Below are 13,731 nucleotides of genomic sequence, written 5' to 3' on the forward strand. Positions count from 1 at the left end.
AGCATAATCCCGTACGGTGTAAAGAGTTAATCGGAGGCCGGATGAACGACATTGCCGGGCGGGGCGACCCGATCCGCACGCTGCAGTTGCTGTGGAGCGGCGCGCAGCCGCCCAAGCGCGGGCCGAAGCCGAAGGTGGCGCTGGCCGATATCGTCGCTGCCGCTATCGTCATCGCCGATGCCGAGGGGCTCGAGGCGGTGAGCACGCGGCGGGTAGCGGAGGCCGTCGGCATTTCGCCGATGTCGTTCTACACGCACGTTCCCGGCAAGGCCGAACTGCTCGACCTGATGGTCGATGCCGTCATCTGGCCGGTGCCCGAAACGCCGAAGTTCGATCCAGCCAAGTGGCGGGACAATGTCAGCCTCATCGCCACCGGCTACCGCGACTTCTACCTTGCCCATCCCTGGGTGTTCGAGCTCGCGACGCACCGGCCGGTGATGGGACCCAACACCTTGCGGGCCTACGACATGGCGCTCGCCGCCTTCGACAATCTGGGGCTCGACGAGGTCGAGATGGACCAGAGCCTGACCTTCGTTGCCAACTACGTGCATGGCGCGGTGCGCGACGTGGCCCGCTCCCGGATGGTGAAGCAACTCACCGGCATGAGCGACGACGAGTGGTGGCTGAAGATCGAGCCGTTCCTCGCAACGCTCGACTATACTCCTTATCCCGTGGTGCAGCGCGTTGGGCCGGTGGTGGGCGAACTCTACGGCCTCGGCGACCCCGATCGGGCGTTCGCCTTCGGCCTCGCGCGCATCCTCGATGGGCTGGAGCGGCTGATCGCATCCAAGGGCAAAGTTGACGCGCGCCCGCCGAGCGCCTAACTCGGGCGGATGAAACGCGACAATCACAAGCCCACCGGTCCCAACCAGCGCATGCTGCGCGTCGGCGAACTGGTGCGCCATGCCCTAGCCGGGCTATTCGCCCGCGGCGAGATCGACGATCCCCTGCTCGAGGGCAAGGTCATCACCGTGCCCGAAGTGCGCATGAGCAACGACCTGAAGCTCGCCAGCGCCTACGTGGTGCCGCTTGGCGGCGAGGGTGCCGACGAGATCGTCGTCGCCCTCAACCGGCATGCACGCTTCGTGCGCGGCCGCATCGCGCCCGAGCTCGACCTGAAGTTCGCCCCCGAAGTGCGCTTCTTCGTCGACACCACGTTCGACGAGTTCGGCAAGATCGACGCCTTGCTCCGCTCCGATCGCGTGCAGCGCGACATCCACAAGGATGAGGACGAAGATTGACCACCGAGAAGCGCCAGAAGCGCGACGTCTCCGGTTGGCTGGTACTCGACAAGCCCTACGACATGACGTCCACCCAGGCGGTGGGCAAAGTCCGCTGGCTGTTCGGCGCCAAGAAAGCCGGGCACGCCGGCACGCTCGATCCGCTTGCTACCGGCATCCTCCCCATCGCGCTGGGCGAAGCGACCAAGACCGTCCCCGCAGTACAGGACGGCACCAAGGTCTATCGCTTCGCCATCAAGTGGGGCGAGGAGACCACCACCGACGATGCTGAAGGAATCGTCAGCGAGCGTTCATCCGTGCGTCCGGATGAGGTGGAAATTAGGTCAGCTCTACCGACCTTTACCGGCGAGATCATGCAGACCCCACCCGCCTTCTCGGCTATCAAGGTCGACGGCGAGCGCGCCTACGACCTCGCCCGGGCTGGCGAAACGGTCGAACTCGCCGCCCGTCCGGTCTACATCGAGTCGCTGCAACTACTTGAACACACAGGCGAAATCAGCCGCCTCGAGATGACCTGCGAGAAGGGCACCTATGTCCGCGCCCTCGCCCGCGATCTCGCCCGGCACCTGGGCACCCGCGGCCACGTCGTCGAACTTCGCCGCGCCGCCGTCGGCCCCTTCACCGAGGCGCGCGCGGTCACTCTGGAGGCCCTCGAAGCCGCCGCCGACCGCGATTCCCTGCTCCTGCCGGTGTCCGCCGGCCTGTCGTTGCTGCCCGAAATTCGCCTTACGCCAGATCAGGTTAGCGCCGTGCGCCACGGCAATCCCGTGCTGCTCGGCGGGGCCTCGGCGCCGATCGCGCTCGACAGCGCCTGGGCCAGCAGCGCCGGCGCCGCCGTCGCCCTGGGCCGCGTCGAAGCCGGCATGTTCAAACCGCAACGCGTCCTCGCCTGAGCCCAGGATTTTTGTCGTAACCGCCGGAACTCAATAGCAGAATCGGACGTTTCCATGTTTCGACGCTTTGTAGAGGCTGGGGTTGCATGTCCGCCGGGGTGCTAAATGGCTGACGGGCCCGGCCCGGCTGAGACTATTGCTGCCGTGCGCCGTCGCGTTCGCACCGCGCGCCCGATTGCCGTCTATCTCTTCGTGCTGGCACTGGTCGCCCTGGTTCCAGCCTTCATTTTTTCGGCCATCCTGCTGCAGCGCAACAACGAGGCGCAGGAGCGGGTAGTCGAGACGCTGATCACCGGCAACGCCCGCTCGATCGTCCAGGCGGTCGACCGTGAGATCAACGCTAATATCACCACGCTGCGCGTGCTCGCGACCACTCCACCGCTGTCTCCGGCCGACTATCCGGAGTTCCATGCGCGCGTCAGCGTGGCGCTCGAGGGCACCGGGTCGTATGTCTATGTCATCCATCCGGACATGACGTCGGACCTGACGACCCGCCGGCCACTTTCGGATCAGGGCGACAATGCCATCAGCGATGTCGAGACGGCGCAGCGTGCCTTCGATAGCCGCGACGTGGCCATATCCGACGCGGTTTACGGCCGGGTCTCCCAGCAATGGGTGGTGAATATCCTGCAGCCGATCTTCCCGGCGGGACATCCGCCGCTCGTCCTCGGCTTCAGCCGCACCGCCAGCCAGCTATCGCTGCCACTTCTGGCGAGCCGCATGCCCGATGGCTGGCATGTGGCCCTGGTCGACCGCAAGGGCGTGATCATCGCGTCAGCGGGCGAAGGCGGCAATACCGGCGATTCTTTCAACCTGGCTCCCGTGAAAAACCTTGGCTCCACCTCCGGGTGGCGCACCCTCAAGTCCGAGGGCAAGGAATACCTGGTGGTGGCCCAGCAATCGCTCCTCAGCGGATGGTCGCTGGTCACCTGGGCTGATCGCGACGTCGTTGCTCAACCGCTCGCCGATGCGTTCTGGTCGCTGCTCGCCGGCGGGGTGCTGCTCGCCGCCTTGGTGGTGCTCGTGGTGTACGGCGTGAGCCTGCAGATCGGGCGTTCGGTGCACGGGCTCGAGGCCGACGCCAAGCGATTGGGCGCCGGGCAACCGGTCGAGGCCCGTTCGTTCCCGATCGCCGAGATCGAGACCGTTTCCAGCGCGCTGGGCGATGCATCGCGGCGGCGCCAAGCGGCCGAGACCGAGGTGCGCTTCCTGATGCGCGAGCTGGCGCACCGCTCCAAGAACCAGATGACCGTCATCGCCGCAATGGCCAAGCAGACCGCCCGCGGCGCCGACACGGTTCCGGAGTTCGTGTCGAGTTTCGAGCGCCGCATCTTCGGCCTCGCGCGCTCGACCGACCTGCTGCTGGCGCACGGTGTCGCCGGCGTCGACCTCAGGGAATTGCTGGTCAGCCAGATCGATCCGTTCTGCCCCGTCGACGGCGAGCGCGTCGTCGTCGACGGTCCGTCGCTGCGGCTCAACGCGCAGGCGGCGCAGATCCTCGGCATGGCGGCACACGAACTCGCTACCAATGCGGTGAAGTACGGGGCCTTCGCCAAGGATGGCGGGCGCCTCGAAGTGACGTGGAAGCGCGCCGACGACGCGGTCGCCTTCGTCTGGCACGAAAGCGGCAACGCCCCCAGTTCCGCCACGCCACGGCGCGGCTTCGGCACTACGGTACTTGAGAACATGGTCGGCCGGTCGCTGGGCGGCGAAGTCGAGCGCATCGTGCATGACCTCGGCATCGAGTGGCGCTTCACCATTCCACTCGCCTCGCTCGATCCTTCCGACACGCTCAACGGCAGCACCGACAAGGCCACCGAAAAGCCTGCGGCCGACAAATAACTGGCGTTTGCCACCCCTTTCCCCTATAGAGCGCGCGAGTTCCGGCCCTGCCGGCGCTTTTTCATGGCTCAGCCTGGACGACATCCCGGGCTGCAGCGTCCCGATGATCCTCTATTTGAAAGGACCTTTCCGATGTCGATTACCGCAGAGCGGAAGACTGCGCTCATCAAGGACTACGCCACCAAGAAGGACGACACCGGCTCGCCGGAAGTTCAGGTCGCGATCCTCTCCGAGCGTATTGCCAACCTCACTGAACACTTCAAGCTGCACGGCAAGGACAACCATTCCCGCCGTGGCCTCTTGAAGATGGTTTCGACGCGCCGCCGTCTCCTCGACTACGTCAAGAAGTCGGACGAAGCGCGCTACAAGGCGCTGATCGAGCGTCTGGGCCTGCGCCGCTAAGGCTGGGTTCGACTGCAACTCCGGACCCACGAGGTACGCCTCGCGGGTCCAATCCCGGCCAACCTGCCGGGTAGTAGCGTAGGCTGACGAACTACGCGGAGCATGGCGAGATCATCGGCCGCTCACGGCACCAGCGGGTGCCTCCCTCCCCGGAAAATGAGCGGCTCATCGTCTTGTCCATGTTCCGCCCCACCTCGACAGGTGGGTGTCAGCGCGGAACCGTGCCGATTTTGGGCTGCAGTCGCACATGGGGTGCGGCGCGCGGCTGGCACACCGGATGAGTTCGCGGGGTGACTACGCCCCCGCGTTCCCGCTCATTCCGGCAGAATGGAAAGACAACGATATGCCCATCAACTTCGAATACCACAAAGTTGAGCTGAACTGGGGCGGCCAGCCCCTCACCCTCGAGACCGGCAAGATCGCCCGCCAGGCAGACGGCGCCGTGCTCGCCACCCTCGGCGAGACCGTGCTGCTCGCCACCGTGGTTTCGGCCAAGTCGGCCAAGCCCGGCCAGGACTTCTTCCCCCTGACGGTCAACTATCAGGAGAAGTACTTCGCCGCCGGCAAGATCCCGGGCGGCTACTTCAAGCGTGAAGGCCGTCCGACCGAGAACGAGACGCTGACCTCGCGCCTGATCGATCGCCCGATCCGCCCGCTGTTCCCCGATGGCTACAAGAACGAGACCCAGGTGGTCGTTACCGTTCTGCAGCACGACATGGAGAACAACCCGGACGTGCTCGCCATGGTCGCCGCCTCTGCGGCCCTGACCATCTCGGGCGTCCCGTTCATGGGCCCGATCGGCGCTGCCCGGGTCGGCTACATCGACGGTGAGTACGTCCTCAACCTCGACGTCAACCGTCGCGCTGAGTCGAAGCTCGACCTCGTCATGGCCGGCACCCAGGACGCCGTGCTGATGGTGGAATCGGAAGCCCAGGAGCTGTCCGAGGAAATCATGCTCGGCGCCGTGATGTTCGGTCACGAAGCCTCGCGCAAGGTCATCGACGCGATCATCAAGCTGGCCGAACTCGCCGCCAAGGAACCCCGCGACTTCACGCCGCCGGACTACTCGGCGCTCGAAGCCGACGTGCTCAAGGTCGCTGAAGCCGATCTGCGCGCCGCCTACAAGATCACGGACAAGGCCCAGCGCTACGCTGCGGTCGACGCTGCCAATGCCAAGGTCAAGGCGCACTTCGCGTCGCAGATCGAAGCCGGCACAGTCTCATCGGAAGCTCTGGGCGAAGTCGTCCACAACCTCCAGGCCAAGATCGTCCGCTGGAACATCCTCGACACCAAGTCGCGCATCGACGGCCGTGACCTCACCACGGTCCGCCCGATCGTTGCCGAAGTCGGTGTGCTGCCGCGTACGCACGGCTCGGCCATCTTCACCCGCGGTGAAACCCAGGCCCTCGTCGTTGCCACCCTCGGCACCGGCGATGACGAGCAGTATGTCGACAGCCTCGAAGGCACCCAGAAGGTGAACTTCATGCTGCACTACAACTTCCCGCCCTACTCGGTCGGTGAAGCTGGCCGCATGGGCTCGCCCGGCCGTCGCGAAATCGGTCACGGCAAGCTTGCCTGGCGCGCCATCAACCCGATGCGTCCGAAGGCGGAAGACTTCCCCTACACGATCCGCGTCGTCTCCGAGATCACCGAGTCGAACGGCTCGTCCTCGATGGCGACCGTCTGCGGCACCTCGCTGGCGCTGATGGATGCGGGCGTTCCGCTGAAGAAGCCGGTGGCGGGTATCGCCATGGGCCTGATCCTCGAAGGCGACCGCTTCGCCGTGCTGTCCGATATCCTGGGTGATGAAGATCACCTCGGCGACATGGACTTCAAGGTGGCGGGCACTGCCGACGGCATCACCTCGCTGCAGATGGACATCAAGATCGCCGGCATCACCGAGGAGATCATGAAGGTCGCGCTCGGTCAGGCCAAGGGCGGCCGCGAGCACATCCTGGGCGAGATGGCCAAGGCGCTCGACACCTCGCGTGCCACGGTGGGCGAGTTTGCTCCGCGCATCGAGACCATCACCATCCCGACCGACAAGATCCGCGAAGTGATCGGCACCGGCGGCAAGGTGATCCGCGAGATCGTCGAGAAGACCGGCGCCAAGATCGACATCAACGACGACGGCACCGTGAAGGTCTCGTCCTCGGACGGCGCTTCGATCGATGCGGCCATCAAGTGGATCAAGTCGATCACCGATGAAGCCGAAGTCGGCGCCATCTACCAGGGTACCGTGGTCAAGACCGCCGATTTCGGCGCGTTCGTGAACTTCTTCGGCGCCAAGGACGGCCTCGTCCACATCTCCCAGCTCGCCACCCAGCGCGTCGGCAAGACCACCGACGTCGTCAAGGAAGGCGACAAGGTGTGGGTGAAACTGCTCGGCTTCGACGAGCGCGGCAAGGTCCGCCTGTCGATGAAGGTCGTCGACCAGGCGACCGGCAAGGAAATCGTCGAGGAAGCCGCCGAGTAATCGGCAGCCTCAATCGAAATGCGAAAGGCCCGGGAGCGATCCCGGGCCTTTTTTTGTCTAAGCCGTCGCCGGCCTGAGCCCGCGGAACATGGCGATGGTCGTCACCGCCGCAATGAGGACGATCGCCGCACCGAGCAGCGCTGTCACCAGCATGGCGTCGGCATAGGCCACGCGAGCCGCTTCGAGCAGCGCCATCGCTACCGCTTCGCCCGACAGCCCGTCCGGCGGCGCGGAACTCATCACCAGGTCGGCGGCGCGATCAGCGACAGCGTCGATGGCGCCAGCGTCGCGCCGGCAATACCGAGCAGGGCGCGGGCGAGGATCAGCGGGTCGGCGGTGGAGGAGAAGGCGGCGTGAATGGAGGTGGCGCCGAACGCCACGGCTCCGATCATCAAGAGCTTCCGCCGGCCGATGCGATCGCCCAGGGTTCCCATGGTCAGGAGCGAACCGGCGACGAAGAAGCCGTAGAGGTCGACGACCCACAGCTGGGCTGCCGTGGGGTTGAGTGTGGCCGTCAGCGACGGCACGGCAAGGCAAGGTTGAGGACCGTCAGGTCCATGGAATAGAAGGTGCAGGGCAGTGCAATGACCGCCAGCCCGATCCATTCGCGTCGTGTTGCGCGCAGCGGCGTTGAGCCCGACATGCGGCGTTGCTTTCGAGTCTTCTGTCGTGACGCAACGATGATAGCTCGGTAAGGCAGCCACCTGCTGTTAGGCTTGTTTCGATCCTGCTGACATGGCCGATGATTTGGCGGATGGGGCGCCTTGCCCCATATTATGGGCATGCCGACACCAACCGACACCTCGCCCGCCGCTGTCTGGTCGATCCTCTCCTCCTGGCCGCTGGGCTACTTCACCGCCCGCTATGCCGGGCGGCGCTATGGCGTCACCAATGCCGCCCACGCCCACGGCAACAGCTTCAAGCTCTATGCCGAGGAGCTCGGCGGCGCCGACCGCATCAGCCTCAACATCTATCGCCCGCCCAGCAGTGCTGAGCCGACGCTGAAGCCTTGCGAGATGCCGGTCGACAAGGTGACGGCATTCGTCACCGGCGCAATGATCGAAGCGACCGCCTAGGGCAGCATCTTGTCCGCTACCTTGCCGTCGAGCTCGAATGTCACCCAGCCGCTGGTCCAGCCATCGTCCTTGCCGGCACGGATCTCGAGCAGCAGACGGGTGTCCTCGGGCGCCAGCAGCAGGGTGTTGCGCGAGAACGTGTAACGAAACACCGCTGCGCCCTCGAGCTTCATGGTTTCGAGCGTGGTATCGGCGTATTTGCCGAGGGCAGCCGCGTCGAGCCCTGCGAGATCGGCGAGGCGGAAGCTCTTGGCCTCGTTGAGTTCGGCTTCCCACGGCATCGGCGTGCCGAAGCGCATGATGCGCTGCGGATCGATGATGAAACTCGCCATGGTGCCGGGGGTCTGCGGGTCCTCGACCAATACCGAACCCTGCGTGTCGTTGATCAGGATCTCGCCGAACCGCGCGTCGGGTCCGAACTCCTTTTCGAGCCGCTTGAGCGTGCCGAGCACCGTTTCCGGGGCCAGCCACGGGCCCTGGGCAGCGATCGCCCGGCTTTCCGACAGCACGACCTCCAACACCTTGGCGTTGGCGTCGAGCAGCACCTGGCCCTTCTCGCCATCGGCCTGCTTGAGGTCGACACTCCAGACGAGCAGCGGTGCAGCCGCCCGATCGGTGGGCTTTTCCGCATTGATGTAGGTGATCGTCGCGCCGAGCGAGGCAAAGGCCTCGAGCGCGGCGGACTTCACCTGCGGCAGCTTGCCGAGATCGAGTTCGGTGATGTCGAAGGGGACGCTGTCGCCGAAATCGAAGGCCGGCGTGTCGATCCCCTGCCGCACGCCACCGAGATTCCACGAGTAGTCGCTGGTGGTGTCCGGTTCGGTCGGGTGGGCGGCGCTGAAATAGATGTAGGTGTCGTAGACCCGGAGCTCCTTGAGCGGCCGTGCGCCCAGCACGGCCGCGATATCCACCTGCGCTTCGGCCATCGGCCAGTCGTTGTCGGCAATCAGGTCGAGCCGCTGGGCCCGCGTGGTGCCCGAGAGGTCGGCGCCGATGACCCGGCCGCCGATATCGGCATAGACCGTGGCGGTCTCGCGCGGCGTCGCGAGCCCGATGGTCCAGCGCACTTCGTCATAGTGCGGCTCGGGCAGGATGCCGATCTGCCGGGCGATGACCAGCGAGGTGAGGTCCGGACGCTGCTCCATCTTCGCCATGGCAATGGCTTCAGCGATGGTGATGTCGATCTGCTGGAGCCCGACGTCGGCGAGATCGAAGAAGCTGCCCTCCTGCTTGGCGACGATGCCGTCACCGTCGGTCGGCTTAGGGCCGTCGACGATGTCCCGGTCGAAGACCAGCAGCTTCATCCGCGAGACCGTCCAGCTGTCGGTGTAGTGCGCCGCCTCGCGGCTCTGCGTCCAGACGGTGATCAGGTCCTCGGCGACCTCGATGCGCGAGACCGGCGGCATCGGGTCAAGCTTCCTGGTCAGCGCCGTGAGGGCGCGGGTCCGCAGTTCGCCCGAATTGAGATAGGTGGCGTTCTCGCGGATAACCGGGGCATCGACGGTCTTGCCCACCTGCGCCCAGCCGGGGCCGGTGGCGATGAGGGCGAGGGCAACGGCAAGCGCAGCGGCGCGCAGCGTGGAAGGGATCATTCCAGCCTCCGTTCAGGGTGCCGCATCATCCTGCGGCGCGCCTGAAGCGTTGCTGAACGATCTATCGCCGAGGGTGCCGCGTCCAGTGCGATAGCGCGGCCGCTGGCGGCCCTGTCACTTCTCCCACGTCAACGCCTCGGCCTCGGCGCCGAGGCCGCCCAGCGCCGCCTTGAGGTCCGCTACCATCGGGTCCGGGCCACAGAGGTAGAAGTTCTGGCTGATGTCGTGCACGCGGCGCTTCAGGAACGCCTCGTCGATGCGCTCGTGCAGGACGCCCTCGGCCGACGGCTCGTCGGTGATGGTCCAGGTGACCTCGAGGCCCTCCATCTGCTCGAACTCATCGCGAAGGATGATGTCTTCGGCCTTGCGGTTCGACGCGATCAGCCGGTGGCCGGCCAGCTTGCCGTCCTTCTTGAGCTGGCGGAGGATGGCGATGAACGGGGTGACGCCGGCGCCGCCGGCGATGAAGGTGCCGGGCCCCTTGTAGGTGATGGTGCCCCACGGATCGCGCAGCACCAAGCGCTGACCCGGTACGTAGCCGAACAGGCGCTCGGTCATCCCGTCACCCCCGGTGTTGAAGTAGCTCTTGATGGTGAACTCGAGATAGTCCCAATCGTTGAGCGCAGTGAAGGTGAACGGGTGCTTCTTGTCGCGCCAGCCGTCCTCGTCCAGTGAAAGTTCGGTGGCTTGGCCGGGTTCGAACCGGTATCCGGCAGGTTTTTCCAGCACGTAGCGCCGCACATTATGGGTCACTTGCTGAATATTCAGGATTTTCACGGCTTGGTGCACAACACGACTCCTTGTCGTCGTGGGACGCGCCAAATGCGCCCTTGGTTCCCGCGAAACCACACCCTGCAACTGCTGAAAATCAGGCGCAACCCCTGCTGCGACCTACGGTACCCTTGAGGCAACCAACGCTCCTTAAGGGAGGTGGGTTTCTCAACGGGTGGTGGCACTCCGCCGCGTAACCCTCTGCATACATTATCGAATTTCAAGAGCAACAAGTGCAGATTCTGTCACTTGCGAAGGTGGGCGGGGAGTCCGATCTCCCAGTTGTCCAGAAAACGAAAGGGACATTGAAATGAAGACTTCCGCTCTTGGCCTTGCGGCCGTGCTCCTCGTCGGTGGCCTCTCGGTGCCGGCTTTTGCAGCCTCCGATGACTCCAGCTTCGACAGCGGCTTCCTCGTGACCCAGCTGCAGCAGAAGGGCATCAACGCGGTCGACGTGTACGAGAACTCGGACAACGTCATCCGCGCCGAAGTGAAGCTGGCCGATGGCTCGACCACGTTCCAGTACTTCTACGAGGATACGCTGACCCCGGTGAATGCTCCGGCGCAGGGCAACACTCGCGTGCTGAGCAAGCTCGATACCGGCGTCAAAGCTGCTCCGGCTTCGTCCGACTCGCTGCTCGTCGATAACTTCTTCGACTAATGGCCATCATCCGAGCCGGCAGGTTACGCACCTGCCGGCTCGCTGATCCCGCGGGGGATCAACGGCCGGTACTGACGCGCAGCACCTGAGGCTCGAGATGATCGGCGTCACGGGCGTCGAACAGCTGCCGCGCCTCAACCACACGGTGCCAATGGCGCGCGGCGAAAGCCTCGAAGGCCTCGAAGGCTTTCAGCGCCTCGGCGCCGAGATCGGTCAGCGCATAGTCGACGCGCGGCGGAATGGTCGCATAGCTGGTGCGGCTGACGAAGCCATCGCGCTCGAGGGCCCTTAGGCTTGCGGTCAGCGCCTTCTGCGAAATGCCGCCGATGTCGCGCTGCAGTTCGGAAAAACGCAAAGTGTCGTGCCGCAGGTGCAGCACCACAGTGAGCGTCCATTTGCTGTTTCGAGTGGTCAATAGTTCCTCGATCACAGCCTGATTGACGGGCGGACGGTTCTGCTGACGCATACGCCAACTCCCCACAGTATTTTGGCCAGCCGTTGCCGGATAGCGGAGATCCCCTTCGGGCCATATCGTCGTTCGGAGCGGATTTTCCAGAGGCAGGCGGCGGATTTCATTTCGCCGTTGCCTAAACGTTCCGTTAAATCGCGTTAACGAGGCCCGCTCAGCGGCGCTCAAAGCTCAGGTAAAAGCTCCTGAGGCGGCCGGCGATGCGGGCCTTTTCCTCATATCGCGTCGGCTCCCAACCGACATACGGCTCATGCCAGATCCCTGCCCGCTCGGGCGAGAACCGGAATTCCGGGGCGCGCAGGATGTGCGCGAGCGTCCAATCGGCATAGTCCTCGATGTCGGTCGCAAAGCGGAACAGGGCGCCCGGCTTCAGGGTGCGGGCGAGCTCTGCGAGCGTCAGCGGCGAGATGAAACGGCGCTTGTGGTGGCGGGTCTTCGGCCAGGGATCCGGATAGAGCAGCCAGGCACCATCGAGCGAGGCGTCCGGCAGCCTCTGCAACAGCTTCAGCGCATCGTCAGTGTACAGCCGGATGTTCTGCAGCCCCGCTTCGTCGATCTGCTGCAGGAGCTTGGCGATGCCGCCGGAAAACACCTCGCAGCCGATAAAGCCGGTGTCGGGATGCCGGCTTGCTTCGAGCGACAGGTGCTCGCCACCGCCATAGCCGATCTCGATCACCCGCTGCGATCTGTCCGGAAACAGCACCGCCGGATCGAGCAGCTCATCGCCGGGCGCAATCTCGAGCGCTGGCAGCAGCTCCTTGAACAGCAGGTCCTGCCCCTTATGCAGGCGCTTGCCGGAACGGCGGCCGAAAAAGGCGCGCGGCTCGCCGGAGACGTTCAGCGGGTGGTGGGTCTTGGAGGTCATGGGGCGTCCCACTAGCACGGAGTCATTGCCGCGAAAGCGGAATTTCCGTTCGGCACGGGCGGTCATAAAGAGAAATCCCCGCTTGCGCGGGGATGACGTCGTGGAGGTGGCGATCTCTTGAGGACCTCAGGCAGCGGCCTTGACCGCGGCCTTCAGCGCGGGAACCAGGTCGATCTTCTCCCACGAGAAGCTGCCGTCCCGGCCCGGCTTGCGGCCGAAATGGCCATAGGCCGAGGTCTTGGCGTAGATCGGCTTGTTGAGATCAAGATGGGTGCGGATGCCGCGCGGGCTAAGGTCGAACACCTCACCGAGCACGGTCTCGAGCTTACCCTCATCCACCTTGCCGGTGCCGTGGAGGTCGACATAGATCGACAGCGGCTTGGCGACGCCGATGGCGTAGCTGAGCTGGATCGTGGCGCGATCGGCAAGGCCCGCGGCGACGACGTTCTTGGCCAGATAGCGCGCCGCATAGGCGGCCGAGCGGTCGACCTTGGTCGGGTCCTTGCCCGAGAAGGCGCCGCCTCCATGCGGAGCTGCGCCACCATAGGTGTCGACGATGATCTTGCGGCCAGTGAGGCCGGCATCGCCGTCGGGCCCGCCGACAACGAATTTACCGGTCGGGTTGACGTGCCAGACGGTGTCGGCGCTGATCCAGCCATCGGGGAACGAGGCGCGGACATAGGGCTCGACGATCTTGCGCACATCCTCGGACGAGAGGCTGGCATCGACATGCTGGGTGGAGACCACGATCTGCGTCACGCCGACCGGGTGGCCGTTCTCGTAGCGGATGGTGACCTGGCTCTTGGCGTCGGGCCCGAGCTTGATGGCGGCGCCCTCGCCTGCCTTGCGGGCGACCGTCAGCGCCTCGAGGATCTTGTGCGCGTAATAGATCGGCGCGGGCAGCAGCTCGGGGGTCTCGCGACTGGCATAGCCGAACATGATGCCCTGGTCGCCGGCGCCGACGTCCTTGTTGCCGGATTCATCGACGCCCTGCGCGATATCGGCCGACTGGCCGTGCAGCAGCACGTCGATCTTGGCGGTCTTCCAGTGAAAGCCCGACTGCTCGTAGCCGATTGCCTTGATCGCCTTGCGGGCGGTCGACTTGAACTTGGCGGGATTGACCACCGGATGGCCGGCTGCATCGATGAGGATCTTGCCGTCCTTGCCCTTCTTCAGCAGCGTCTCGGGGACGCGCACTTCGCCCGCGATGACGACGCGGTTGGTAGTGGCGAGGGTCTCGCAGGCGATACGGACCTTGGCCGGGTCCATGCCGGCTTTCTTCGCTTCACGGAACACCAGATCGACGATCTCGTCGGAAATCCGGTCGCAGACCTTGTCGGGATGACCCTCGGAAACCGATTCCGACGTGAAGAGGTAGGAAGACCGAGCCAAGGCGAAACCCCCGAAAAGTGCTCAAAAAGTGCGAAAATCACACAGTTGGGC

General features: G+C 65.0%; 14 protein-coding genes and 1 pseudogene. 8 read left to right on the forward strand and 7 right to left on the reverse strand.

Features of this window, described 5'->3' with window-relative positions; all coding sequences use genetic code 11:
• The first annotated feature begins 41 nt into the window (after window positions 1-41).
• From AC1DWU_RS19360 to pnp, 6 genes are all read left to right on the forward strand, one after another.
• The gene (locus AC1DWU_RS19360) at window positions 42-824 is read left to right on the forward strand and encodes a TetR/AcrR family transcriptional regulator (protein ID WP_477151642.1); all 783 of its coding nucleotides are present in this window, start codon (window positions 42-44) and stop codon (window positions 822-824) included.
• A gap of 9 nt (window positions 825-833) precedes the next feature.
• Window positions 834-1,241 carry a 30S ribosome-binding factor RbfA gene (gene rbfA, locus AC1DWU_RS19365; RefSeq protein WP_477151643.1) on the forward strand — a complete coding sequence of 136 codons (408 nt, stop codon included), beginning with the start codon at window positions 834-836 and terminating at the stop codon, window positions 1,239-1,241.
• On the forward strand, window positions 1,238-2,134 hold the full coding sequence (truB, locus tag AC1DWU_RS19370) for a tRNA pseudouridine(55) synthase TruB (RefSeq protein ID WP_477151644.1): 897 nt from the start codon (window positions 1,238-1,240) through the stop codon (window positions 2,132-2,134). The genes rbfA and truB overlap by 4 nt, the downstream gene beginning before the upstream one ends.
• Before the next feature lie 105 nt (window positions 2,135-2,239).
• Window positions 2,240-3,976, forward strand: a complete 1,737-nt coding sequence (locus AC1DWU_RS19375; protein WP_477151645.1) for a sensor histidine kinase — start codon at window positions 2,240-2,242, stop codon at window positions 3,974-3,976.
• Between the two features lie 132 nt (window positions 3,977-4,108).
• The gene (gene rpsO, locus AC1DWU_RS19380; protein WP_055874294.1) at window positions 4,109-4,378 is read left to right on the forward strand and encodes a 30S ribosomal protein S15; all 270 of its coding nucleotides are present in this window, start codon (window positions 4,109-4,111) and stop codon (window positions 4,376-4,378) included.
• A gap of 343 nt (window positions 4,379-4,721) precedes the next feature.
• The gene (pnp, locus tag AC1DWU_RS19385; RefSeq protein ID WP_477151646.1) at window positions 4,722-6,854 is read left to right on the forward strand and encodes a polyribonucleotide nucleotidyltransferase; all 2,133 of its coding nucleotides are present in this window, start codon (window positions 4,722-4,724) and stop codon (window positions 6,852-6,854) included.
• 57 nt (window positions 6,855-6,911) lie between these two features.
• Here pnp and AC1DWU_RS19390 read toward each other — a convergent pair whose 3' ends face one another.
• Window positions 6,912-7,094: a hypothetical protein gene (locus tag AC1DWU_RS19390; RefSeq protein ID WP_477151647.1), complete on the reverse strand. Its 183-nt coding sequence runs from the start codon at window positions 7,092-7,094 to the stop codon at window positions 6,912-6,914.
• Window positions 7,095-7,111: 17 nt separating this feature from the next.
• Window positions 7,112-7,497 (reverse strand): annotated as a pseudogene (locus AC1DWU_RS19395) (MFS transporter); the annotation flags it as partial.
• 121 nt (window positions 7,498-7,618) lie between these two features.
• On the opposite strand from AC1DWU_RS19395, the gene AC1DWU_RS19400 reads away from it, so the two are divergent.
• Complete coding sequence (locus AC1DWU_RS19400; protein WP_477151648.1) at window positions 7,619-7,930, forward strand: hypothetical protein; 312 nt, start codon at window positions 7,619-7,621, stop codon at window positions 7,928-7,930.
• On the opposite strand, the gene AC1DWU_RS19405 is transcribed toward AC1DWU_RS19400, so the two are convergent.
• Window positions 7,927-9,522, reverse strand: a complete 1,596-nt coding sequence (locus AC1DWU_RS19405; RefSeq protein ID WP_477151649.1) for a hypothetical protein — start codon at window positions 9,520-9,522, stop codon at window positions 7,927-7,929. The two genes, AC1DWU_RS19400 and AC1DWU_RS19405, sit on opposite strands and share 4 nt — an antisense overlap.
• Before the next feature lie 114 nt (window positions 9,523-9,636).
• Window positions 9,637-10,275, reverse strand: coding sequence for a ferredoxin reductase domain-containing protein (locus AC1DWU_RS19410; RefSeq protein WP_477151650.1), 639 nt, complete (start codon window positions 10,273-10,275; stop codon window positions 9,637-9,639).
• A 328-nt stretch (window positions 10,276-10,603) separates the two neighbouring features.
• Here AC1DWU_RS19410 and AC1DWU_RS19415 point away from each other — a divergent pair, with 328 nt between their 5' ends.
• Window positions 10,604-10,954: a hypothetical protein gene (locus AC1DWU_RS19415; protein ID WP_477151651.1), complete on the forward strand. Its 351-nt coding sequence runs from the start codon at window positions 10,604-10,606 to the stop codon at window positions 10,952-10,954.
• Window positions 10,955-11,012: 58 nt separating this feature from the next.
• Here AC1DWU_RS19415 and AC1DWU_RS19420 read toward each other — a convergent pair whose 3' ends face one another.
• From AC1DWU_RS19420 to metK, 3 genes are all read right to left on the reverse strand, one after another.
• On the reverse strand, window positions 11,013-11,420 hold the full coding sequence (locus AC1DWU_RS19420; protein ID WP_477151652.1) for a winged helix-turn-helix transcriptional regulator: 408 nt from the start codon (window positions 11,418-11,420) through the stop codon (window positions 11,013-11,015).
• Window positions 11,421-11,577: 157 nt separating this feature from the next.
• Window positions 11,578-12,288, reverse strand: coding sequence for a tRNA (guanosine(46)-N7)-methyltransferase TrmB (trmB, locus tag AC1DWU_RS19425; RefSeq protein WP_477151653.1), 711 nt, complete (start codon window positions 12,286-12,288; stop codon window positions 11,578-11,580).
• Window positions 12,289-12,414: 126 nt separating this feature from the next.
• A complete protein-coding gene (metK, locus tag AC1DWU_RS19430; RefSeq protein WP_477151654.1) occupies window positions 12,415-13,680 on the reverse strand; it encodes a methionine adenosyltransferase in 1,266 nt (421 codons plus the stop codon).
• Window positions 13,681-13,731 lie beyond the last annotated feature (51 nt).

It is taken from the genome of Devosia sp. P2_G7, from assembly GCF_056403495.1.